Raw genomic sequence first — 22,779 nt, 5'->3', positions numbered from 1 at the left:
ATTGGCCGAAGTCTGCGACATGTTCACACCGCAAGAATGCTGGAACTACTTTTGCGAGGCCGGGTATGCATCAGGTTAAAAGCGCGTAGCTTTAGTATACAAAGACTGATTGCATTTCGTTAGGAGCATGATTTGTCCCCCACTTTCGGTATTGTCGATCTGTTCGCCGGACCAGGCGGACTTGGCGAGGGCTTTGCCTCCTTTGTTGAGAACGGACATGTGCCGTTCCAGATCGGCATATCGGTCGAGAAGGAGGCATCGGCCCACCGCACCCTGACGCTGCGCGCATTCTTGCGTGAGTACCAGGCCCTTCACGGCATCCTGCCCGACCAGTACATCGATTTTCATGCAGGGCTAGTCACTGAGCCTGATTGGTCTTCTGTCGATGCCAAAGCGTGGCGCAAAGCCAATGAAGAGGCTCGAGCACTCGAACTTGGCTCCGAGAGTGCAGCGGCAGAGATTGACGAAGCTATCGCGAAACTGAAAAAAACTATGACGAGACGATTTTGATCGGCGGGCCACCCTGTCAAGCCTATTCCCTTGTTGGGCGTGCCCGATCCAAGGGCAAAGTCGGCTACGTGCCCGAAAAGGATGAGCGCCACTACCTGTTCCGCGAGTATATTCGCGTGCTTGACCGACTTCGACCTGCAGCTTTCGTGATGGAGAACGTAAAGGGCATGCTCTCATCGACAGTTGAAAGCCGACTTGTTTTCGAGCTGTTGATGGAGGATCTGTCCTCGCTTGGCACGAAAAAAGCCAACCACTACGTACTGAAGTGGTCCTGGTTTTTCGGACAGGTTTGCGGCTTTGCTAAGATGCATCTGTTTTGTGTTCATGCCGCTTTTCGTATCTCTGTCGGCTCGAAGTATGCCGCGTCTGGCGTGCGTTTGTCGAGTGCGGTGTGAGGCCGCTCAGTGTTGTAAAAGCCGATCCAGTCGTCGATGATCCTTTTGGCTTGGAACCCGTTGGTGATCTCGTGCAGGTACACAGCCTCCTGCTTCAAGGACCGCCAGAGCCGTTCGATGAAGATATTGTCCAGATACCTTCCTCGGCCGTCCATTGAGATCTTGATTTCGGCCTTGGTCAGGGTCGTGATCCAATCAGTGCCTGTATATTGGCTGCCCTGATCTGTGTTCATGATCTCTGGCGTTCCATATTTGGCGATGGCCTCATCCAAAGCCTCCACGCAAAAGCTGGCGTCCAGCGTATTTGACAGCCTCCAGGACAGCACCTTACGGGTCGCCCAATCCATGATTGCTACCAGATACAGGAAGCCGTTCTTCACTGGAATGTAGGTAATGTCGCTGCACCAAACATGATTGGACCGCGTGATTGGCAGCTTTCTCAGTAAATATGGCCAGATTTTATGCTGCGGGTGCTTCTTGCTGGTGTTTGGCCCTTTGTAGATGGTCTGTAACCCCATGATGCCCATCAGGCGGCGCACACGATGTCGCCCTGCCGAAAACCCTGATTGGGGCAAATATGCCGCGATCTGGCGGCTGCCAAAGAACGGATACTTCGTGAATATCCGGTCAATCTCGTGCATCAGCTCAATCGTGGTCTGATCAAAGCCAACCGGCGTGTAGTAAATGGAGGAGCGACTGATCTTGAGCAGCTTACACTGGCGCGTCAGGCTCAAGCCCGTGTTCTCTTTACGGATCATCTCGCGGCGTTCAGACGGGCTCATCGCTTTAGCCCTTGTGACAAAAAATCATTTTCCACCGCGAGCTGGCCGATCTTGGCGTGAAGCTCTTTGATCTCGCCGTCCTTATTCTCAGCCTTCTTGACCTTGTCAGAGAAAACACCGGCCATGCCCTCAATCGCTTGCCGTTTCCACGTGCTCACCTGCGTTGGGTGCAACTGGCGTTTGGCGGCGATCTCCTGAACCGTTTTGTCCCCACGCAGAGCCTCAAGCGCCACACCAGCCTTAAACTTGTCTGAAAAATTCCGTCGCTTCGTCATTCTCGTATCCATTCATTCGTGTTGGATACACCTTAGCACGCTGCCCAAATTTGCCGGACCACTTCAGTCCGGCTGATCCCACCGATGTATGTCAAACCATACGTCAAACGCGGGAAGTCTGACGCCATTGATGCCGAGGCCATTTGTGAAGCGGTGACGCGTCCGACGATGCGATTTGTTGCGGTAAAGACGGTTGAACAACAAGCTCTGCTATCGCTCCATCGCGCACGGGATCTGCTTGTCCGCCAACGCACGCAGCTGATCAATGGTTTGCGTGGTATGGTCGCTGAGTTCGGGGTTTTCATCGCAAGGGGCCTCGCGCGTGTCATCGGATTTGCGGAGGGTATTTTGGCGGGCGAAGTGCTGGACCTGCCCGAGATTGCTAATGACGTGATCCAAAATCTATGCGAACATCTCATGGCATTGCATGCACGGGTCCGCTGGTATGAAGAGCGGTTGAAACTGGTTGCCAAAGAAGATGCGCGGGTCCGTTTGTTGCGCACAATACCAGGCGTCGGCGCTGTGACGGCCTCGGCAATCATCGCCAGCATTGGTGATGGTCATCAGTTCCGCAATGGCCGCGAGTTTGCTGCATGGCTGGGTCTGACGCCTGCGAACAAATCCAGCGGCGGCAAAGAGAAGCTCGGGCGCATTACGAAAATGGGTGATCAATACTTACGATCATTGCTCGTCGTAGGCACGACGTCACGCGTCCGACAGACTAGGTCGCACCCGGAGCGCGCAAGCAAATGGTTGACATCATTGCTGGAACGCAAACCAGCGCGCGTCGCAACTGTCGCTATGGCCAATAAAACGGCAAGGATCGTCAGGGCCGTTCTCACCCGCAACGAACCCTATTCCCCACATACAGCCTAAGAAGGAAAGAACACTACGAGTTAGCAAGACCTGCGAGATGATCGTGCATAAGTCTGCCGCCAAAACCAAGACACTCCGCCGAATGGCGCGGGCATTATAGCCCGCAAAGCTGATAGGAACTTGGTTTGCGGAACCCATCAGGGCCAGCCGCCAAAACCGCGCAAACGGGCCGGACACATGACTGCTTCTGACAAATGCACAAATCGGATCAAAAATGTCTTGCTATGCAGGTGCCATCCACACATGCCATTCGCTGCGGGTTCACAACCGAGTTTCCTCTGACACCGTTGGCCGCTGGACCAGGCTTCAATCCGCACATTCGCCACACAAATTTGCCACATTCTCACCATAAAGGTCTCGAAAGATGCCGTTAGGGTCAGGAGCGGCGATTACTGAGCCATAACCGTTAGGCTTAGCCTGATCCACAAGACGCCATATTCGTCGGAGGAGCAGTGAAGTTGGGTATTCTTGCACTGGCATTGTGTATAGGGGGCGCAGCCGCCATTGCTGCGCTGATCGCCAGTCATTTCGCGTTCATGGCTCTTGCTATCGTTTCCGGCAGCGGCGCCCTTGGCGCCCTATTCATCACCGCAGACATACTTGTATTTTCGGCACTTCAGCCTTCACAGGCACCACATGTTCAACAGCCAGCGGCCTAACGTGTTTTGGCATCATGTTGGTACTCCAACACTGCAGAAACTGGGCGCTCGGTGAGCCTAGAAAAGGCAAGATCAAGTTGGAAAAAGATCGCGGCAATGTATCGAGATCACCCAGGCAGAAGGGAATAGGCAGTGATCGGTAAATTCGTAAGTGCGCTCACGCGTGCAATATTGATGGCGTTGCTGATAGCGACGCCTGCTCTGATTCTTCCGCATGCGACAACCGATGCCATTCACATCGTCGTTCTGCTGTCTCTGTTTGCTGGCATTTTAGTCTTCTTCGAATATCTGTCGAGCTACCCGAGCATTGTGGAATTTCGCTATGCCCCACCATTTAATCGGCTACGCTTTTTGGCGCTTTTCCTTTGCGTCTTGTCACTCTCAATCATTGCTCGAGGCCAGTATGAGCCAAGTGCGCTAACGTCTTTCTTGCGCTCATTGGGCATGGTGGTGGGAGATTGGATCAATTTTCCATTTTCACCAGTGCGTTTTATCGCCATCATACTGCCAGACAATGCCTCTTGTGAGCTTGTGCTTTCGGTACGCACTGCCGCAGGAATGGCCTATTTCATCTCACTCTTGACCTTGACCGTTTTCTTCTTCTACGTCCGAATTCTTGGCTGGCCTGCACGAAATGGCGCGTTCAACGTTTGGGTGAACCTGCCATTGTTTGATCCAACAGCAGGGGGCGACGTACTGCCCCGCTTGCAACGCGACGGACGTCTTAACATTGTGTTAGGTTTTTTGATGCCATTCTTGATCCCAGCGATTGTTCAAATGATGTCGGACGTGATTAACCCGATCTATTTGGATGATTCGATAACCTTGATTTGGACGATCAGCGCATGGGCATTCATTCCGGCCAACCTGATCATGCGAGGCATGACCATGATCCGCGTTGCCCAGATGATCGACGAAAACCGCCGTCGCGCCTATGCGACTGCGCTGTTCCTACAAACCGTCTGATCGGCACTGTCAGATTAAACCCGTGATAGCAGGCCTTGGCACATCATGCAGCGAGTGGCGGCTCTGAGCCATTGTGTTGAAAAACCAGAAAACTCGGCACCCTCACTATTTCGCCAATTTCTAATGCATCAGTAAAACTGACGCCACTTGCCCAGAGCAGGCCATGGCGGCTGCCCACGCGGCATAACCGGTGTTTTGGCCGACGCTCTGGCGAAAACTCTCGGCCGCCCCTCAGCGTGCAACTTTTTCACCAATTTTCGACAAAACTGGGGTTTTTCAACACAATCAGCCCAAATCGACCAATCCAACAATAAATCAAGACGCTTTGGCGCGCGTTGCATTCACTCCAAGGAAGTGTACCCTGCAATTAAGGTGTGGGGTATTTTCATGGGATCAATAAAGAATTTGAAATTTTGGCATTTGGCCCCAATCGCGTTGTTGGTTTGTGGTACCGTAGCGGAGGCGTCAGGCCTAATTTGCGTCGAAGAACCTCCAAACGAGAACGACAGTCGTTTGGTTTATCAATTCACCCAATCTACGGGGGAAGGGCTGTTTGATGTTGAGAATGATGCAGTGGCCGGCGGACCGGTTAGGATCGATATAGGTTCTGCTGACTTCGATATTGAACTTAATGATGGCCCTGTCGAATTGGAGGACGCGATTCTCTGGGAAGGTATGGGCACCAAACTTCCAGATAAAATTCGTGTTCGTGTTCGTGAAGACAAAAACAAAATTTATCAATTTCTGTTGGAAGACATGAGAGCAACTGTTGTTCAAGGGTATCGCCCAATCGCGCAGCTAAAGTGCAGAGTTCTGGCGACCGAATAGACAAACAATGTTGAAGGATGAAGTTTCGAAAGGATAATTAATTATGAAGAAATGGATCGTAGCCGCGCTTTTTTTGAGCTTTGTTTTGCCTGTAAACGCTCAAGAGTCTGGCGCCTTGACCGGAGAATTTGATGGCACTGCCGTGTCATTTGAATTGATGCCGTCTCAAACAGACCACCGTGGGAATCCGGACTTTGGTTCCGTTTCGATGGCTTTCAAAATGGATATTGAAGGATCGGATCTGAAGATATTCTTTATTGGGTTCAATTTGATGGGCGGAAAAGCTGAAACACCGGAGGCGAGAATGTCGATTACAAGGGTCGATAGTTTTGTGGCGCGCCCAGACGAAACGTTTTCTGTTGTTGTTCAAGAAGCAAGCAAACAAGACGATTTGTTATTCTTGAAGGGAACGATTTCTCTTAACGCAGATTTCTCTAACGATTTCGGGCGAACATTGGATGCATCCAGAAGCCACGCATTTGAAGGCGCGTTTGAAGCAAAAGTTGGTGGGTTGTAATGGCCGCCCGTTTGCACATTTGGACGACCCTAGCTTTGTCCCTTTTGATCGGATCTCCTGCCGTCGCGCAGGAAAATTTATGCGATCCGGAAGATGATGGTGAGGTTAGCCAGTCGGATCAAAAAGAAATCTGTGTAGAAGAAGGAACAAGTTCGCAAGCGGGGGATTCCGAAAACAATGGGATTGGCGTGGGGTCGCTTTGCGGAAAACAGGTAACTTCGAGGGACATATCGGGAGACTATACGCTGACTGTTGGCAGCGCAGTTATGACCGGCGGCGGCAAAGTTATTCCGTTGAACGTACAAAGCACATCACAAGTTAAAATATTTGAAGCCGAGTCTGAGTTGATGATGGGCGATGGGGTAAACAACGTTGCATTGAAGTTTACGGATGCCGATGATTGGGATCTCGAAGCGAGCCCTATCATGTCCGATGTTAGCGGCCCTGGGTTCGCGGCAGCTGTCGGATGTAACTCGTCGGAACTCCCTCACTTAATAGGAAAAGGGAAAACCGCCACCGTAGAGTTCGTCTACTATCTGATAGTTGAATCTGTTTCAGCGCAGAAGTTCCAATTATTTGGTTTGGTTGAATGGAACGGTGGTGGCATCAATCAAAAACGTGGTGTTGTGCTTAGTCCGAATTAGGTTGGCACCAAGTGACCGAACTTCTGAGCAGAAAAGTTGCCAACGGCCACAAAGTCCGCAGAGCACCAGTTCCGCCAACTGCCGATTTTGCACTTGCAGCGAAGGTCCGGTCTTGGGAGATTCTGTGGAAAAACAACGTTTTGCTAGCGCAGAAAATAGCGGTTCAAACAGAGTGTGAGCGCCTTTCTTGTCAGGCTTTGCGCATTTGCTGCGGTGCAGGAAAGATCTTGGCCAATTTGCGGAGGTTTTGGGCGGTTGCGGCGAGGAGGAATTCGTCATTTGCGCCGCATGGACCACGTAATCTCAGCCGTCCCAGCCCGAGGATGCGTTTGAGGTGAGCAAACAACATTTCGACCTTCTTTCGCAGGCGCATTGAGATGGCATATTGCTTGGTCTTTGCGATGTCGCGGGCGACCTGTCGAGCATCCTCGTGCTCTTCGCGGGTGATCTTGCGCGCATCTGCGTTCGGGCAGCACTTCATCTTTGACGGGCAGGCTTGGCAGGTGTGCTTCAAAGCTTGGTACTTGGCGACGCCCTTGCCACTTGGACCGCGATTGGGATCAGAATAGTTGCGGCGGAACTGTTTGAGCGCTTCGCCTTCTGGGCAGATATATTGGTTGTTGTCGGGGTCCCATTCGAAGTCGATGCGGCTCCATGTGCCGTCTGTCCGACCCGCTTTATCCAGTACAGGAATATGGGGGTTGATGTCGCGGTCAACGAGCCATCCCAGCATTGGCCCTGATCCATAAGCGCTGTCTGCAATAAGCCGTTCTGGGTCAATATCATGCTGTTCCTTGATCCGATCCAACATGGTGCGCACTGACCCAACTTCTGCTTGTCGGATCGATCTTGTGCCTTCCACATCGACGATCACGCTGTAATCGGTATCAATCAGGTAATTGGTGGAATAGCTAAAGAACGCTGGTCCCTTACGAGCCGCTGTCCACTGGCTGGATGGATCGGAATGGGACGTAAATTTGGGTTCCACGGTGGATGCAGCACCAAAGGCCGCGTCATCCAAGACATCCAAATACTCCTTCACAGCACGCGGCGCATCGTCTGGATCAATGGTGCTACGATCCCAATATTCCTTTGGCGTGGAGTTCTGTTTGTTCGCGTCGGCCTCAATCAAGCTGGCATCTGCCGCGAGACGTTGGCCGCTCACCAAACCATCTGCAATGCAACGTGCAACGGTCTTCTCAAACAGATGGCGCAGCAGTTTGCTCTCCCGAAAGCGCCCATGCCGGTTCTTGGAAAACGTCGAATGGTTCGGCACTGGATCAGATAAATCGAGGCGGCAGAACCAACGATATGCGAGGTTCAAATGCACTTCCTCACAAAGGCGGCGTTCCGACCGGATACCAAAGCAATAGCATCCGGATCAAAAGTTCAGGATCAATGGATGGACGGCCTGTATGGCTGTAAAAATCTGCGAGATACTGACGGATGTCGTCCAAATCGACGAACCGGTCAATCGACCGTAGCAGATGATCTTGTGGCACATGATCGTCTATCGAGAACTCGTAAAACAGCGCCGCCTGCGCTTCTTGCTTCGGTCCCATCATCGCCAAATCCCCCGCATCCTTGCGAGAATTGAATCAGCGACAGCACCTCAAATCAATAAGAGTTTTTCAACAGAATTGGGAGTTGCACCGATGCGACATCGGATACTTGTTGAAGTCCAATTGGCAGCGATCCACACTCAGCTTCGGTTTTTCCGGGGCGGAAAACCCGCCCCGGCGCACCGGTCACTCGGTAACCGGATCGTCATCGCGGCGTGGGAAGGCGACATTTCGACGTCGGGGAACATGCTGTGTTTGACGTTGATCGACGTGATGTTGCTGCGGTCGTCGGTGTTGACGAAGAGCACGCCGCAGCGGTCCCAGAAGTTCTTGCCGTCTTTTTCACCGGATTTGACGTTCAGTTTCAGAGTTTGAGTAGCCATTGTTTGATCCTCATTTTGAGTGTTTCGATGAACACGACCAACGCGGGCACCAAGGAGATGTCAGCTGGAATATTGGGTCGCGAGGAATGCGCTAGCGCAGGGGAATATTCCTGTTGAAGCGGTGTCCACACCGCGTCTTGCACGGCTGCCCACTTATGTTCAGCAATCAGAAACACATCATTGAGGAACTGCTTATGGCTACGGCAACCTGATCTGATTTCGTTTGACCCGGAAAAGACGCATCTTCGCACCAGTCAAGCGCGACCAGTTTCAGTTCAACAGGTGCAACCTAGCCTTCAGCGCGCATCGATCGAAGCAAGCAACGACTCTGGGAAATCCTCTTGAAGCTGGTTGAACGTGGCCTCAACGATCGCGTGCGAGGTCTCCTGCAGTTCTTCGAATAGGCCCTGTACGACAGCGCGGGATAAGCCGGATTGAACTCCGGTCTCCACGATGTGCCGACCAACGATATTCGAAACCTTGTAGTGGTTTGAGTTGCCGAAATTCATGGCCAGTTTGAAGTACTTTCGCTCAATCTGTCGCGCATCGACAGTCGGCTGCACCGTTAAAACGTCGTAAAGCGGTGTCATGCGAAAGCGACCGCCGAGTAAGAGGCTGACGCTGAAGTTTTTACCATGTCCGTCTGTCGCGCCCAGCAACCAGAACAGGACATTCGCTTTGAAAAAATCGTACCGGTCTTTGTTGGGGTCATCACTTCCCAACAATAGATCCATGATATCTGAGATTCCAGGGCCGCCCTCGTTCTGGTACTTCTGGGTAGGCACAACGGACAATGCTTGACAGCAATCCTCCTGCGGCAGACGGATCAAGCGGCACCAGACGTCCAGCGCCGATCAAAACGCTCAACCACCAAGGCTTGCTTGTCGCCAAACTGAGCCATTTCAACATTCGCAGCCCGAAGCCCAAACGCTTCCATCAACTTCAGGCAAAGGTATTCATTTTCTACACTGTCAGACAGATCCATGCCATTGGGCTGCCTGCCGATTTGCGGCTTGATGATGTGCGTGGTTGGCGTCGTGCCGGTTGGCTCAATCCACTGGCCATCTTTACGAAGCAGCGCCGTTTTTTCCTGCGCGCCCGCGACGGAAATGCGGAAGTCATTCTCGCGGCGAATACCCAGTGGCGCAAGATCGAGATCGCTCAAAATTGCCCCGATCTGATCGTCATCAACAGGCTCCCCAGTCAGCTCGGACATTGGCTGTGGCTCTTGTCCGTCGGGAAGGAACTGAAGCGCACCGATGCAGTCACGCCCAATTTGTGACAGCAGGCTGAAGGCATCCACACCTTCAGCCCCGACGCGTTCTGCGACCCTTCGACGAATGAGGTCACTGTCAGGCAACAGGTTGTCAAAGACGGCCATCACAGGTGCTCCGCTGAAGCGGTTTTCCTGTAATGGCAACGATAACGACACCGGCATTCGGTGCTCCCAGTCGAGCCAGTCTCGTGCATAGGCGAAATGGACCTGTCGCCTATCAAACACGTTGGATGCCAGCTTTGTGGCCATTTCACCAACTGCACTCGTGGTTATCTTTGCTCTGCGGCGTAGCACCAAGCCTGTAGCGCAAAACGCAAGAAGCGCCCTCTTGGGGTGCTAATCGTTGATAAGTATGTGTTATTTTGGTTGCGGGAGCCCGCAACCGCCGTTGTCGAACACAGCTTAGTTGCCGGGTTTGACTACTAACGGCCCACAACCGCCGTTGATCATCCGTCTCCTCCGCTGCGTTGCGGCTCGTGAGACCGGACTTTCGCTGCGTTTGCAAAATGAGGAGTCGGGCGAATTCACGCTATGTGGGACATAGCTGCCATTCGTACTAGGTTAGGCTGGCGGCAACTATCAGCTCAAAAGAACCTGTTTCGTACTTTTCCTGTCTTCGTAACGTCGGGTTGATGGTCTACGCCAGACACCAATTTCGCAGCTGCCACCCAAGTGCAGTTTACTGAATAACTGCATTCATCCATTCCTTGATGAAGGTCCGTCTTTTGAGCCTATCAAGGTAGGTCAGCAAAGCGGGTTCAAGAGAGATCACTGATGGTCTCGCCCCGAGCGGGGATATGTCCAAAGGAGGCAGTCGAGGTGATGCCTCATTCTCGGCATTCGATTGAAATGCTATCATTTGTCGGATGAACTCTTCGGAAGCCTCACCTTGGCCTGTCCCTTTCGAAACTAATCCGGTTCGCATCATCGTGGTCGGGAAATCTGATGGTAAAATGATCTCAAAACGTTGATCTGCCTCCTGTTTGGCGGCGGCATAGCTGCCCAGAACATTGTAGGCGACCAACAGCTTTCCGGTCGCTACGTCGTCAATCATTTCACCCGAACAACAATAGAGTTGCGCGTTGAGGTTGCCCATAACTTCCATGAGCCGCCAATAGGTTTCTGACATCCGAGCGTCCTGTGTAGCAAAAAGATAGCCCAGACCCGATTGCCGAACATCATATGTACCCACCTTGCCATGAAACTTGTCTGGCTGCTGGCGGAGCGCTTGGATGAGCTCCTGTCGTGTCTGAGGGATTGCTTGACCCTCGAAAGCGGCACTGTTCAGTACAATTGCTGCGGGTTCTGCGGTGAACGCAAAGAGACGCTGCCGCCATTGTGCCCAATCGTGGTGGTCAATCTCAGAAAGCTCAAGCGCAAAACCGTCGTTAACCAGTTTGAGTTGCAGATCCATGGCACTGGAGATGACAATATCAAACTGATCCGGATTCTTACGGAAGGTTTGATCGATTGCGGCGGTTGTTGCGACCAGGTACTCAACTGACCAATCGGGATGCTCTTTCAAATACTGGTCGATGATTGGAGCAAAATACGAGGTGTCAGTGCTGGAAAGAATGCGCAGCGTTTGCCCGTCAGAGGTTCCTTTGAACACCTGCCGGTCTTCCCAATCCTGCGGCCAAACAGCCAGCGGCCATAGGCAAAGGGTCAAAACGAAAAGGTAACGCATGCTCCGCCTCCAGGTCGGTTGTTCAAAGTCAATGTTCCGCCATGTGCCAGCGCCACATCATTTGCAATGGTGAGCCCCAAACCAGAACCAATGATGCCTTTGATGTTATCGCCGCGGGAAAACCGCGAGACCAGTTGGTCCATGTCCTTTTCAGGAAACCCCTGACCCTGATCGCAGATTTCGATGGTTGGTTTCGGCTGCGATGTCACGCGGATAGAGATCTCGCTCTCTGCCGGAGAATACTTCAGCGCGTTGTCGATCAGGTTCCGAATGCCATTCTGCAAAAGAATACTGTCGCCTTGTATGATCACCTGATCCTCTCCGGTGATCACAAGGTCGATGTCTTTCATCTCAGCGAACGGGGTTAAACGCAGAACAAGCTCTTGCAACACTTCAACCAGATCGACGTCGACCCGTTCAAGGTGATCCGCGCGAAAAGTGGTCATCGCATGATCCAACAACTGCCCTGCAGCACGAGAGCTTTCATCAATGGCCCGGATCATTGAGCGTAAAGCTTGCCGGTTTTCATCCCGATCGACGCGTTGCAGTGTCGCTTCGGCATGAGAGCGCACGGTTGCCAATGGGGTTCGCACGCGGTGGGCGGCCTCGGCGATAAAGTCTTCGGACTGTCTGAGTGAGGTATCAAGCCGCCCCATCAGGCTGTTGAGCGACGTTACCAACTGCGCCATTTCCACGGGAACCGGGCTTGCCACCGGGCTTAGGTCTTTAGGGCCCCGTTTTGTGACGGACCCGGTCAAGCGTTTCAGGGGTCGGATCGTGGTGGCAGTTGCCCAAAAGGACAGCAGGACCGAAAGCAGAAAGAAACCCGCGCCAAAAAGTCCAACATTGCGCGAAATCCGAGCAAGCGTCACCTGCAAGGCATCCTGGGTTTGGGCGACAGAAACCGATATCAATGTTCGGGTGTTTGCCCCAACCAATATGCGAGACGCCGTCGCCATGCGAACGTGGGTTTCCACATAGGTAGCTGTCTTGTGAACTGTCTGATTTTGAAGGCTTTTCCCGTCGTGCGGCAAGGCCTTATACCCCGACAAGAGCGTGTCATCCTGATAGATCGCATAAAAGACCCGATCGTCAGAATCAGTGCCAAGCATTGATAGCGAAGCATATGGGAAATCCACCTCGACCTGGCCGTCGCGCAGGATAGCGGTGTCCAGAATTGAGGTAACCGAGGCCTCCAGAATACTGTCCTGCCCTTGTTGAGCGATCTGTGCCGCATATCCGCGAACAACTATAAAAAGGACAACTGCGAGTACTGCGGCCCCTCCGATCAAGGTGAGCGTCAGGCGGTTGCGCAAAGACCCCGATACGTTGACTATGTCAGCCATGATCAAGCCTGTAGCCAAGGCCGCGCAGGGTCGTGATATTCAGATCGGAGGATTCAAGATGCTTACGCAAACGGCCGATATAGACCTCGATTGCGTTTTCCGAGACATCTTCGTCGTAGGCAAAGAGGCGATCGAACAACTTGTGTTTCGGAAAGACCTGTCCGGGAGCGTTGATCAACAGTTCGAGCAGGCGCAGTTCGCGGTTGCGCAGGTTGATGAGGGCGTCGTCGATTGTCAGGCTTCCTGCAACGGGGTCAAAGGCAACGTTGCCCAATCGGATGATGGTCTGTGCGGTGCCGGATTTACGCCGCAAAACGGCGCGGCATCGGGCCTGAAGTTCCTCGTGATCAAAGGGTTTAGTGACATAGTCGTCGGCCCCGAGATCAAGCATGCTGATTCTGTCTGACACCTGAGAACGCGCGGTCAGAACGATGACCGGGGTGTCCTTTTTTCCGGCCCGATGCTGTTTCAGAAACGAGCGGCCATCGCCATCTGGTAGCATGATATCAAGCAGGATCAGATCGTATTCCCCGGTGTCCTGGAACGCCAGGGCGTCCTTAATTCTTTCAGCATGATCAACCACATGGCCATCAAACTGCATGCGCGAAGAGATTGCGTTCGCCAGTTCGATGTTGTCTTCAACCAATAGGAATTTCATGCGTCTTTTTTCACTTGGAAACGGCCGTGTCAGGTCCGTGTCAGGTTGCCGTGGTTAGTTTACTTAACTGAGCCGCCTTTCGGACAGTTGTCAAACTTGGAGGACATCATGACGACATTTTCACTGGGCCGCCGCGCCCTGATGGCAACCGCCTTGGCTGCGATGGCTTTTAGCGCGCCTGCGATGGCTGACGGGCACAAGGTTCTCGACAGCATTCACTTTCTAATTCCCGGTGGTGCCGGTGGCGGCTGGGATGGTACTGCACGCGGTACGGGCGAGGCACTGACCAAGGCAGGTATCGTTGGCAATGCGTCCTACGAGAACATGTCGGGTGGCGGCGGTGGCAAGGCCATCGGTTTCCTGATCGAAAACGCTGACAGCAACCACGGAACGCTGATGGTCAACTCGACCCCGATCGTGATCCGTTCGCTCACGGGTGTGTTCCCGCACAACTTCCGCGACCTGACACTGGTCGCTGGCACGATCGGTGACTACGCCGCGATTGTTGTGGGCAAAGACAGCCCGATCAACTCAATGAGCGATCTAATGGCCGCATTTGACGCCGACCCACGCGGCACTGCCATTGGTGGTGGTTCGGTTCCGGGTGGCATGGACCATCTGGTTGCGGCGATGACATTTGAAGCGGCAGGCAAAGACGCTCTGTCCGTCAAGTACATCCCCTATGACGCAGGCGGCAAAGCTATGGCAGCTCTCTTGTCGGGGGAAATCGCGGCACTGTCGACCGGTTTCTCGGAAGCGGTTGATCTGGCCGGTGCGGGTGAAGTGAAAATCATCGGCGTGACCTCGGACGAACGTGTCCCGGCAGCCCCCGATGCCCAAACCATGATGGAACAAGGCATCGACACCACATTTGTGAACTGGCGTGGGTTCTTTGCGGCTCCGGGCCTGCCCGCAGACAAGCTGGCCATGTACCAAAAAGCGCTGGCCGAGATGTATGCCACCCCTGAATGGGAAGACGTGCGCGCCCGTAACGGCTGGGTGAACATCCACAACTCGGGCGATGACTTCAAAACCTTCCTCGAAGGCCAAGAACAGGTCATCGGCGATCTGATGAAGAAGCTGGGCTTCCTCTAAGGGCCCCGCATTCAGACAGAGCGGCCCCGAGTCGCTCTGTCCACTTTCACGAAAGGAGAGGATCATGGCACTCGATCGTTGGATCGCGCTAATTCTGGTCGGCATCTGCCTGGCCTATGGCTATGCCGCCTGGTTCACGATGGACGGCGCGCTTGCCCCGTTCATGAAACGCAACCCGATCTGGCCAAGCACCTTTCCCAAGGTTCTGTCTGTCATCGGTCTGTTGACGTCGCTGGTCATTTTGCTGGGCCTAGAAAAGGCTGAACCGAAAGAGGCCGACATCGATTACCGGCGTCTGGGCCAGTACAAGCTGGATCAGGCTGTGATGCTTTTGGTCCTCATGGTCGCCTATGCGCTCTGCCTGCGCCCCTTGGGGTTCATCTTTTCCACCGGCGCTTTCCTGATCCTTGGCTCGTTCATTCTGGGCGAGCGTAAATGGGTCGTGATGGCGCCCGTGTCGCTGATCGCGACCTTCGTGGTCTGGTATCTCGTGCAACAGGTTCTGGGCATTTACCTGCGTCCACTACCAGGCTTTCTAGGAGGGTAATGACATGCTCGAAGGACTTTTGATCGGCCTGCAAACGGCCCTGTCTTTTCAGAACCTGTTGATGGTGATCGGCGGCTGTTTGATTGGCACATTCATCGGCATGCTGCCGGGTCTTGGCCCGATGTCGATCATCGCCATCATGATCCCGGTTGCCATTTCCATGGGTAACCCCTCTGCTGCACTGATCCTGTTGGCTGGAGTGTATTATGGCGCGATCTTTGGCGGATCGACCTCTTCTATTCTGCTGAATGCTCCGGGGGTCGCGGGGACCGTTGCCTCGAGCTTTGATGGCTACCCGATGGCCAAGCAGGGCAAAGCAGGCAAGGCGCTGACCATTGCTGCAATCGCTAGCTTTGCAGGCGGCAGCATCGGTGCATTGTTGCTGATGATCTTTGCCCCTGCGCTTTCATCCGTCGCGCTGTTGTTCCATTCAGCTGAGTACTTCGCGCTCATGGTTGTGGGCCTCTCGGCCATTGCGGCTTTTGCGGGTACCGGTCAGGTTGCCAAGGCGTTGGTCATGACCATCCTCGGCCTGATCATGGCCACCGTTGGTGAAGGGGCCCTGTTTAACATGCCGCGCTTTACCATGGGCATCATGGACTTGCAGTCGGGTTTCGGTTTCATCACCCTTGCAATGGCGATGTTCGCTCTGCCTGAGGCGCTTTTCCTTGTTCTAAAGCCCAAAACGGCCCAAGCCGAACAGGACAGTGAGATCAAGGACCTGCGCATCTCAAGGGCTGAAGCAAAGGCCATCGCCCCCGTTATCGGCCGTCAGTCGCTGCAAGGGTTCTTCATTGGCGTTTTGCCAGGAGCAGGCGCGACAATTGCGAGCTTCCTTGGTTACGCCGTGGAACGCAACATCGCCACGAAAGCGGAGCAGGAAGAGTTTGGCAAAGGCTCGATCAAAGGTCTGGCTGCGCCGGAAACGGCCAATAACGCCGCCTGCACGGGCTCGTTTGTACCTTTGTTGACGCTCGGCATTCCTGGGTCTGGCACCACGGCCATCCTGCTGGGTGCGCTGATCGCGCTTAACGTGACGCCGGGGCCAAGGCTGATGATCGATGAACCCCAGATTTTTTGGGCCGTTATTATGTCGATGTTCATCGGCAACCTCGTGCTTTTGGTCCTCAATCTTCCACTGATCCCTTACATCGCCAAGGTGCTGTCGATCCCGCGCAACTACCTGATCCCTTTCATCCTCTTTTTCACGCTGATGGGGGCCTACATCGGGCAGAACAACGCCACTGAGCTGTTATTACTGGTGGGTTTTGGTATCTGCGCCACGGCCCTGCGATTTGCAGATTATCCGCTGGCACCCTTGCTGATTGGTTTCATTCTAGGCGGCATGCTCGAGGACAACTTCTCTCGTTCGATGCAGCTCTATGATGGTATCGGCTTTATCTGGGAACGACCGATGACACTTGGTCTGTTGGTGATCGCTGGTTTGCTGGTGGTTCTGCCCAGTTACCGTGCACACCGTGCCCGCGCCCGCGCGCAGGGCGTTGCAGACGGTGATTGAGACCTTCGGGCTTTGACATGAAAAGGATCTCGATGTGGCCCGGGGTGTAACTTTTTGCATCGCTGGTTTGGGCAGCCTGGGGTTTTACCTCTTGGGGCTGCCCTTGCCGTTTTTGCTTGGGCCGATGTTTGCCTGTCTGATCGCGGCATTGGCAGGCCTTGATCTGAAAGGAGCGGGTCAATTCGGGATTTTCATGCGCACGTTTCTGGGCGTCGCAGTCGGCGCTTCGATCACACCAGAGCTCCTGGGGCGCATGCCCGAGATTGCCAGCTCTCTTCTGTTTGTCCCGTTGTTCATCTGCACGATCGCAGCACTAGGGTTTCCCTTGCTGCGTTACGGGTTCGGGCTCGATCCGGTGACTGCTTGGTACAGCGCCATGCCCGGAGGCCTTCAGGACATGCTGATCTTTGGCGAAGAGGCAGGCGGTGACCCCCGCGCGCTGTCCCTAATCCATGCGACACGGGTTGTCGTTTTAGTCAGCTGCGCACCCTTTTTGATGCAGAGTATCTGGTCGCTAGACCTGAGCGGAGCGCCGGGCAATCCAATGGTTGACATTGAGGCTTCACAGATTGTGATCATGGTTGTTGCGGGGCTGGTGGGTTGGAAGTTCTTTGAGCACATTGGCCTGTTTGGAGCATCCATTCTGGGGCCGATTATCCTGACGACCATACTGTCGTTGACGGGCATTATCCACACCCGACCACCTGCCGAAATCATTCAGGCAGCACAGTTCTTTATCGGCATTGCTGTCGGGGTGAAATACGTGCGGATCACCCAGCGGGAAGTGCGGGAAAATGTCGTTGCCGGGCTGGTGTATTCAATCCTTTTGGGGCTTGTCTCAGCCTCGTTCTTCGCGTTGATCGTTTGGTTAGGGTTGGCGCCCTCCCTTGACGCCCTGTTGGCCTTTTTGCCCGGCGGGCAGGCCGAAATGGTGGTCATCGCCATCATCGCCGGAGCAGATCTGGCTTATGTCGTCTCTCATCATGTCCTAAGGATCGTTCTGGTGGTCCTGTTTTCACCTCTTGTCGAACGGCTCTTTCACAAGAGGTGAGCATAAGGAATGTCGCAAGCAAGAGGGTTACACCAACGAGAACCATTTGGTCATTCGACACACTATGCTGTGTCTGCTTCCAACGTGTAGCTCACCTTGGTTCGCAAAGCAGAGAATGCCGGTTTCCAGCCCATACTTCAAGTTCATGACTTGTGCAGCATCCATCGCTTTGGGCTCGAAGCAGTCATGCTGTGGCGCGACAAAGACATTGTATTGACGTCCATGCGAATGTCGGCTGCCTATCCCATGGCCTGATCGGTTCGCGACAGCGGCGAATGTCCGTTGTCCGCCCTTTGTAGCTAGAACCCTTGTCTGCCAACAACGTTGTAAGCAACTGCAACGCAGTTTTCTGGTGGTCTCTAATAAGAGAAACAGCGGATCTGCAATGTATTACCTTCAGAGTTTGCGAAGCAATCGTTCCCTTAAACATTTTTTAAATCAATTTAGTTACAAGTACTTTCAGAATCTAATTCCTCTTTGACTGCTGGCATCTGCCAGCTCAATCGACCTGTTGGCCATTCATCATCGGAGACTTTCCAGGCCAACTTCCCACCCACAGCAGCCTTAACAGCTGCGCCGCAGGGAGCACCTTTCGGAGCACTCGATGGCAATGATTGAAGACGCGTAAGCGGTGCTTGCTCAGGCTCAGCCCTGTTGCAACTGCGTTCAATCATCGTCGCGAGCGGTTCAATCAAAGGTACTGCAAGATGAGCATTGCTCCCAGTGAACCCGGGTTCAAAAATCCCGGCGATACCTCTCCCACCCTTCTCATCGCTCTTGTCCGCCTTCTGGCGCGCGAGGCGGCTCGCGCTGACTTTGCAACCCGCGGCACTGAGCAACAGGAGGAGGTGGCCCATGCCTAAGCTGCCCTTCCCACAAACCGCCACCTACCTGAGCGTCCGTCAAGTCACCGAAGTCTTTGCAGTCTGCCCCAAGACTGTGCGCCGTTGGATTGCCTCAGGTGACCTGCCTGCAACTAAGCTTGGTCGCGACTGGCGAATAGCTCGCGCGGACCTCAAGGCCTTTGCCGCAGCCCGCAGCAACACGGCTGCAAGCCATGTCCTCTAATGTCCTCAAAAGGCCGGTATTTTCCGGCTCTCGGGAAAGCCCCTTCACCAACTTCGGATACAAATTGACTGCTGCGTTTTCCCGAATGTCCGCGCGTGGGCCACCAAGGGTCAAGACAGGCGTAACCGTCCCATTTCATCATTATTCCAAACTCAAGGCTGAAAGGAAAACCCCATGCCTTTTGATAAAAAATCCTCCGCAACTTTGGCCGACGCTATCGTCGCATTGAAAGCCTATCCCAAACTCACCGAAATTCGCCGTCGTGACATGATCTCTTCGATCAACCGCGTCGCCAAGTTCCTGAACCGCGCCCCGGAAGACCTGCCGACGGACGCCCCTACCCTTCGTGCTCAGCTAGCAGGCATCCATCCCGCACAAGCGGGTATCTCGGCCAAGTCGCTGAGCAACATAAAGACAGATCTCTCCAAAGCACTGCAGCTCACTGGGTATCTGCCCCCAGCGGCTCCCAAGACTGAACCTGATGGGGCGTGGAGAGCTTTTCTGTCGTCCTGTGAGGCCAAGCATCAGGTTCACATGTTCGCCCGCCTTGTGAACTACTGCGCACAGCAAGGGGGGGAGCCTGATGCAGTGGATGACGCACTGATGTCTGCGTTCCAATCCTATCTTGATGCCCACCTTCTGGGGAAAGACCCCGCGAAAATCTGCAAGGCAATCGCTCAAGCCTGGAATGGCATCGTCAAACGCAAGAACTTGCCGCTCACCTATCTGAGCTATGAGAAAGGCGGGCAGCATCGTTGCCGCGCCCTCACCACATATCCGCAATCCTTGCAGGATGAGATTGGGGCCTATCTGGATCGTTTGCGTCATGCCAGCCCGTTTGATGACGAAGGGCCCGATGAACCTTTGCGCCCGACCTCTCTGCGCAACATCGAAGCCCACCTTCGTCAATACCTCGACTCTCTGGCTGGAGCGGGAACCGATCCTCAGACCCTTCCATCGTTGGCGGACGCGATTACAGCCAACAACATCAAGCGCGCGTTTGCGGCGATCATGAAGCGGCGCGGACTAACCGAGCCCAAAGACGGCGGGCTGCACAACATCTCTGCCACTCTTGTGGCCATTGCGCGTCATTATCTCAAACTGCCTGAGAAAGAGTTCGACGCTATTCAAAAGATCAAGAAGATGACAACGCCTGCTGTTAAGGGCATGAGCGGCAAAAACCGCAAGCGTCTGGGTCAGTTTCATGATTGGAAGAATGTCGTCCGCCTGCTCAGCCTCCCAGACACCCTTATGGCCCGTGCCGCCGCAAACCCCGGCTCCCGCACTTCTGCTTTGTTGGCCATGCATGCGGTTGCCATATCGATCCTGCTGTCCTGCCCGATGCGTGCCAAGAACCTCGCTCATCTAGAACTGGATGAGAATGTCATCGCGCATCGCAATGGCACCCAAACCCGCTATTCCATTCGCGTGGATGCGGAGGACGTGAAAAACAAGGAGCATATCGAAGTTGTTCTTAATCCTTGTACGTCCAGGCTGCTGCACAGTTACATCATGAAACACCGCCACCTTCTTACGAGCGCCAATGGTCCGGCCCTGTTTCCAATGAAGCGCAATGGTCAGCCGCGCGATCCGGGGAACCTTGGCAGCGACATCAAATCACTGATCTATCGCGAGACGGGCCTGAAGGTGCATGCGCACCTGTTCCGTCATCTGGCAGGCTACCTTTATCTCAAGGAACGCCCTGGAGATTTTGAGACAGTGCGCCGTCTGCTGAAGCACAAGAGGCTGGAGACGACCATGACTTTTTATGCTGATCTCTCGAACCAATGGGCGCATGAGCATTATGACAAGGTGGTTCTTGGCAAATGGGGTGGCAATCATGGCTAACCTCATCCCCCTTGTTCTCAAATATGAAGACTGGCCTCAGGTGGATCGCTCTGCCTGGGACGCCCTCTTTACTGTCGGTAAGTTCTTTGAAGAAAGTGGTGCTTGCGTTGAGTGGAGCGAAGGCAGCCGCAAGAAACGCCGCCAAGGCTACGGACAATGGTTGTCGTTTTTGTTACGCAAGCACCCAGAGCAACTGACCATGTCTCCGGCAGAGCGTGTGACCAAGGGCAGTGTACCGGCCTACGTGGAAGAATGCGTGGCCCGCCTTGCACCCAAAAGTGTCCATGGTCTCATCTCGGATCTCTGCGTGATTATTCGTGCTGTCGCCCCGGACGCGGATTGGGACTGGCTTAATCGTGCGTCCAATCGCCTTCGCAAGAAGGCCGACAGCCAGAGCCTACCGCCTCCTCATGATATCACGGCTAGTAAAGCCCTGCGCCATGCCCTTGATTGGATCGACATTCATGATGGCAACAATCGCTACTCGCATATGATGCAAGCGATCCGCTTCCGTCAGGGGCTGATGATTGCCTTTCTTGTTACTCGCCCGGTGCGTCGCCGCACATTGCTGGCCACCGACCTCAATGATCACCTAAAGATGCAAACAGACGGGATGCATCTCCACTATGAGGCCAAGGACATCAAAACCAAGCGTCCCCAAGACTTTCCGCTGCCCAAGGTTCTGATCCCCCACATGCAACGTTATCTCGAGGTGCACCGCCCGGTTCTCTTGCAGGGCAAATCCCACTCAGCGCTTTGGATCAATCAATATGGTGACCCGATTACGCCTGACGGCTTCTCCCGTGAATTTCCCAAAGTGATGAAGCGTGTGCTGGGCCTTGAGCTTCGCCCCCACGCCTTCCGCCACGTCGCAGCAACCTACATCGCGGAAACCGACCCCGAGCACGCCAACATCATTCGTGACGTCCTCGGCCACACCACGCTCAACATGGCTAACAAGCATTACAATCGCGCCAAGGGGATCAGTGCGTGTGACAGCTATCAGGAGATGATCGCGGGGATGCGCAAGGAAGGAGGCAAGTGGGTAGGATAATGCGCAGGCCTCGAAAGCCGCCGTTCGTGAAAAATGCAGCGAATGGCAGCTAGGAGCCGATTTTGTTGAAAAACTCTTGTTGATTTGAGGTGCAGTCGCTGATTCAATTTCCGTACGGAAGCGGAGGATTTGGCGATGATGGGGCTGAAACTGGAGGCGCAAGCGGCGCTGTTCTATGAGTTCTCTCTGGAAGATCATGTCCCGCAAGATCACCTTTTGCGGTCGATTGATCGGTTTGTTGATCTGAGCGGCATCCGGGCGCATCTTTCGGATTTCTATAGTCACACGGGCCGTCCATCCATTGATCCGGAACTGCTCATACGGATGCTGTTGGTGGGGTATTGCTTTGGTATTCGGTCAGAACGCCGGCTCTGCGAAGAGGTTCATCTGAACCTCGCCTACCGCTGGTTTTGCCGTCTGGATTTGACCGACCAAGTTCCAGACCACTCGACCTTCTCAAAGAACCGCCACGGCCGTTTTCGCGAGAGTGACCTGCTGCGCCATGTATTTGAGTTGACCGTTGCGCGCTGCATGCAGGAAGGGCTGGTCGGAGGTCAGGGGTTTGCCGTTGATGCTAGCTTAATCAGCGCGGATGTTCAGAAGCAGAACTCCAGCAATCCTGATGACTGGGCCGCTCGTGAGATCGACCCAGGCGACGCGCCTCGGGCAGTGCGAGAATATCTCGACACCTTGGATGATGAAGCGTTTGGTGCAGCCACGACCGTCAAACCGAAGTTCACAGCCCATGCCGACCCCGCCAGTCAGTGGACTGCGGCGCGCAAAGGTCCTGCTTTCTTTGCGTATTCTACCAATTATCTGATTGATACAGACCACAGCATCATCGTTGATGTGGACGCTAGCCGGACGAACAAAACGGCTGAAGTCGGTGCCATGCGCAAAATGCTGGACCGGACCGAAGAACGCTTCGGCCTGAAGCCAGACTGGATCGCAGCAGATACCGCGTATGGTTCATCCGATAATCTGGTTTGGCTCGCGCTCAAGCGGCAAATCCTCCCCTTCATACCTGTCTTTGACAAGGGCGAGCGCACGGATGGAACGTTCTCACGATCCGACTTTACATGGGATGATGAGAACGACCGCTACATCTGCCCGGGCGGCAAAGAGATGAAACACACCTGGCGCAGCTATTCCGATCCCGCGCGAAACGCGCCAAGCTGGAAAGCCCGCAAGTATCGGGCGCAGAAGTCCGATTGCACCGGGTGCGCGTTGAAG

The 22,779-nt window shown here is 54.1% G+C and carries 22 protein-coding genes and 2 pseudogenes; 16 read left to right on the top strand and 8 right to left on the bottom strand.

The genetic code is table 11. The features are described 5' to 3' along the window. The first annotated feature begins 132 nt into the window (after nt 1-132). A complete protein-coding gene (locus tag BUC32_RS21035; protein WP_245815220.1) occupies nt 133-510 on the top strand; it encodes a hypothetical protein in 378 nt (125 codons plus the stop codon). Further along, entirely contained in the window at nt 507-905 is a 399-nt protein-coding gene (locus BUC32_RS21030) for a DNA cytosine methyltransferase (protein WP_245815219.1), read from the top strand. The genes BUC32_RS21035 and BUC32_RS21030 overlap by 4 nt, the downstream gene beginning before the upstream one ends. Here BUC32_RS21030 and BUC32_RS18835 read toward each other — a convergent pair. After that, nucleotides 833-1,962, bottom strand: a protein-coding gene (locus BUC32_RS18835) for an IS3 family transposase (protein WP_139280794.1) whose coding sequence is annotated in 2 segments (ribosomal slippage) — nt 833-1,689 and nt 1,689-1,962 — 1,131 coding nt in all. Because the reading frame shifts where the segments join, the coding sequence is not laid out codon by codon here. The genes BUC32_RS21030 and BUC32_RS18835 overlap by 73 nt on opposite strands. A gap of 66 nt (nt 1,963-2,028) precedes the next feature. Between BUC32_RS18835 and BUC32_RS18825 the strand changes: the two are divergent. The 6 genes and pseudogenes from BUC32_RS18825 to BUC32_RS18795 form a co-directional block, all read left to right on the top strand. Next, a pseudogene (locus BUC32_RS18825) lies at nt 2,029-2,838 on the top strand (IS110 family RNA-guided transposase); the annotation flags it as partial. Nucleotides 2,839-3,296: 458 nt separating this feature from the next. Then, nucleotides 3,297-3,497 carry a hypothetical protein gene (locus BUC32_RS18820; RefSeq protein WP_139280793.1) on the top strand — a complete coding sequence of 67 codons (201 nt, stop codon included), beginning with the start codon at nt 3,297-3,299 and terminating at the stop codon, nt 3,495-3,497. Nucleotides 3,498-3,629: 132 nt separating this feature from the next. Next, nucleotides 3,630-4,463, top strand: a complete 834-nt coding sequence (locus BUC32_RS18815; protein ID WP_073256831.1) for a hypothetical protein — start codon at nt 3,630-3,632, stop codon at nt 4,461-4,463. Between the two features lie 195 nt (nt 4,464-4,658). Beyond that, nucleotides 4,659-5,291, top strand: coding sequence for a hypothetical protein (locus tag BUC32_RS18805; protein ID WP_139280792.1), 633 nt, complete (start codon nt 4,659-4,661; stop codon nt 5,289-5,291). A 43-nt stretch (nt 5,292-5,334) separates the two neighbouring features. After that, nucleotides 5,335-5,808 carry a hypothetical protein gene (locus BUC32_RS18800; RefSeq protein WP_073256822.1) on the top strand — a complete coding sequence of 158 codons (474 nt, stop codon included), beginning with the start codon at nt 5,335-5,337 and terminating at the stop codon, nt 5,806-5,808. Continuing rightward, nucleotides 5,808-6,452 carry a hypothetical protein gene (locus tag BUC32_RS18795; protein ID WP_073256819.1) on the top strand — a complete coding sequence of 215 codons (645 nt, stop codon included), beginning with the start codon at nt 5,808-5,810 and terminating at the stop codon, nt 6,450-6,452. The genes BUC32_RS18800 and BUC32_RS18795 overlap by 1 nt, the downstream gene beginning before the upstream one ends. Nucleotides 6,453-6,642: 190 nt before the next feature. On the opposite strand, the pseudogene BUC32_RS18790 reads toward BUC32_RS18795, so the two are convergent. The 7 genes and pseudogenes from BUC32_RS18790 to BUC32_RS18760 form a co-directional block, all read right to left on the bottom strand. Then, nucleotides 6,643-8,017 (bottom strand): annotated as a pseudogene (locus BUC32_RS18790) (IS1182 family transposase). 137 nt (nt 8,018-8,154) lie between these two features. Further along, complete coding sequence (locus BUC32_RS18785) at nt 8,155-8,397, bottom strand: hypothetical protein (RefSeq protein ID WP_073256816.1); 243 nt, start codon at nt 8,395-8,397, stop codon at nt 8,155-8,157. Between the two features lie 296 nt (nt 8,398-8,693). Continuing rightward, nucleotides 8,694-9,227 (bottom strand): HipA domain-containing protein, encoded by a 534-nt coding sequence (locus BUC32_RS21160; RefSeq protein ID WP_073256813.1) that lies wholly within the window; start codon nt 9,225-9,227, stop codon nt 8,694-8,696. Continuing rightward, nucleotides 9,224-9,922, bottom strand: coding sequence for a HipA N-terminal domain-containing protein (locus BUC32_RS21155; protein WP_073256810.1), 699 nt, complete (start codon nt 9,920-9,922; stop codon nt 9,224-9,226). The genes BUC32_RS21160 and BUC32_RS21155 overlap by 4 nt, the downstream gene beginning before the upstream one ends. 430 nt (nt 9,923-10,352) lie before the next feature. Next, nucleotides 10,353-11,360 (bottom strand): ABC transporter substrate-binding protein, encoded by a 1,008-nt coding sequence (locus BUC32_RS18770; RefSeq protein WP_073256807.1) that lies wholly within the window; start codon nt 11,358-11,360, stop codon nt 10,353-10,355. Next, nucleotides 11,339-12,706: a sensor histidine kinase gene (locus BUC32_RS18765; protein WP_073256804.1), complete on the bottom strand. Its 1,368-nt coding sequence runs from the start codon at nt 12,704-12,706 to the stop codon at nt 11,339-11,341. Before BUC32_RS18765 ends, BUC32_RS18770 begins: the two co-directional genes overlap by 22 nt. After that, a complete protein-coding gene (locus BUC32_RS18760) occupies nt 12,699-13,364 on the bottom strand; it encodes a response regulator transcription factor (protein WP_073256801.1) in 666 nt (221 codons plus the stop codon). The genes BUC32_RS18765 and BUC32_RS18760 overlap by 8 nt, the downstream gene beginning before the upstream one ends. A gap of 108 nt (nt 13,365-13,472) precedes the next feature. Here BUC32_RS18760 and BUC32_RS18755 point away from each other — a divergent pair, with 108 nt between their 5' ends. The 8 genes from BUC32_RS18755 to BUC32_RS18715 form a co-directional block, all read left to right on the top strand. Next, nucleotides 13,473-14,459 (top strand): tripartite tricarboxylate transporter substrate binding protein, encoded by a 987-nt coding sequence (locus BUC32_RS18755; RefSeq protein ID WP_073256798.1) that lies wholly within the window; start codon nt 13,473-13,475, stop codon nt 14,457-14,459. A 64-nt stretch (nt 14,460-14,523) separates the two neighbouring features. Beyond that, nucleotides 14,524-15,006 (top strand): tripartite tricarboxylate transporter TctB family protein, encoded by a 483-nt coding sequence (locus BUC32_RS18750; protein WP_073256740.1) that lies wholly within the window; start codon nt 14,524-14,526, stop codon nt 15,004-15,006. 4 nt (nt 15,007-15,010) lie between these two features. After that, nucleotides 15,011-16,525 carry a tripartite tricarboxylate transporter permease gene (locus BUC32_RS18745; RefSeq protein WP_073256729.1) on the top strand — a complete coding sequence of 505 codons (1,515 nt, stop codon included), beginning with the start codon at nt 15,011-15,013 and terminating at the stop codon, nt 16,523-16,525. Nucleotides 16,526-16,559: 34 nt separating this feature from the next. Next, nucleotides 16,560-17,576, top strand: coding sequence for an AbrB family transcriptional regulator (locus BUC32_RS18740; protein WP_073256726.1), 1,017 nt, complete (start codon nt 16,560-16,562; stop codon nt 17,574-17,576). Between the two features lie 855 nt (nt 17,577-18,431). Further along, nucleotides 18,432-18,644, top strand: coding sequence for a helix-turn-helix domain-containing protein (locus BUC32_RS18730; protein ID WP_073256720.1), 213 nt, complete (start codon nt 18,432-18,434; stop codon nt 18,642-18,644). Between the two features lie 174 nt (nt 18,645-18,818). Beyond that, a complete protein-coding gene (locus tag BUC32_RS18725; RefSeq protein ID WP_073256717.1) occupies nt 18,819-20,492 on the top strand; it encodes a tyrosine-type recombinase/integrase in 1,674 nt (557 codons plus the stop codon). After that, entirely contained in the window at nt 20,485-21,546 is a 1,062-nt protein-coding gene (locus BUC32_RS18720; RefSeq protein WP_073256714.1) for a tyrosine-type recombinase/integrase, read from the top strand. The genes BUC32_RS18725 and BUC32_RS18720 overlap by 8 nt, the downstream gene beginning before the upstream one ends. 135 nt (nt 21,547-21,681) lie before the next feature. Then, the coding region (locus BUC32_RS18715; RefSeq protein WP_139280791.1) for an IS1182 family transposase at nt 21,682-22,779 on the top strand (1,098 nt) is incomplete at its 3' end.

This window comes from Shimia gijangensis (assembly GCF_900142085.1).
GTDB lineage: Bacteria > Pseudomonadota > Alphaproteobacteria > Rhodobacterales > Rhodobacteraceae > Shimia > Shimia gijangensis.
This window is presented reverse-complemented; position numbering and strand designations above follow the sequence as displayed.

Bases quoted from the DNA above. Each gene is read 5' to 3' on its own strand.
- BUC32_RS18745 (WP_073256729.1), top strand. From the start codon at position 15,011: ATGCTCGAAGGACTTTTGATCGGCCTGCAAACGGCCCTGTCTTTTCAG.
- BUC32_RS18730 (WP_073256720.1), top strand. From the start codon at position 18,432: ATGCCTAAGCTGCCCTTCCCACAAACCGCCACCTACCTGAGCGTCCGT.
- BUC32_RS18725 (WP_073256717.1), top strand. From the start codon at position 18,819: ATGCCTTTTGATAAAAAATCCTCCGCAACTTTGGCCGACGCTATCGTC.
- BUC32_RS21155 (WP_073256810.1), bottom strand. From the start codon at position 9,922: ATGGCCACAAAGCTGGCATCCAACGTGTTTGATAGGCGACAGGTCCAT.
- BUC32_RS18800 (WP_073256822.1), top strand. From the start codon at position 5,335: ATGAAGAAATGGATCGTAGCCGCGCTTTTTTTGAGCTTTGTTTTGCCT.
- BUC32_RS18760 (WP_073256801.1), bottom strand. From the start codon at position 13,364: ATGAAATTCCTATTGGTTGAAGACAACATCGAACTGGCGAACGCAATC.
- BUC32_RS18720 (WP_073256714.1), top strand. From the start codon at position 20,485: ATGGCTAACCTCATCCCCCTTGTTCTCAAATATGAAGACTGGCCTCAG.
- BUC32_RS18755 (WP_073256798.1), top strand. From the start codon at position 13,473: ATGACGACATTTTCACTGGGCCGCCGCGCCCTGATGGCAACCGCCTTG.
- BUC32_RS18795 (WP_073256819.1), top strand. From the start codon at position 5,808: ATGGCCGCCCGTTTGCACATTTGGACGACCCTAGCTTTGTCCCTTTTG.
- BUC32_RS18785 (WP_073256816.1), bottom strand. From the start codon at position 8,397: ATGGCTACTCAAACTCTGAAACTGAACGTCAAATCCGGTGAAAAAGAC.
- BUC32_RS18765 (WP_073256804.1), bottom strand. From the start codon at position 12,706: ATGGCTGACATAGTCAACGTATCGGGGTCTTTGCGCAACCGCCTGACG.
- BUC32_RS18750 (WP_073256740.1), top strand. From the start codon at position 14,524: ATGGCACTCGATCGTTGGATCGCGCTAATTCTGGTCGGCATCTGCCTG.
- BUC32_RS18770 (WP_073256807.1), bottom strand. From the start codon at position 11,360: ATGCGTTACCTTTTCGTTTTGACCCTTTGCCTATGGCCGCTGGCTGTT.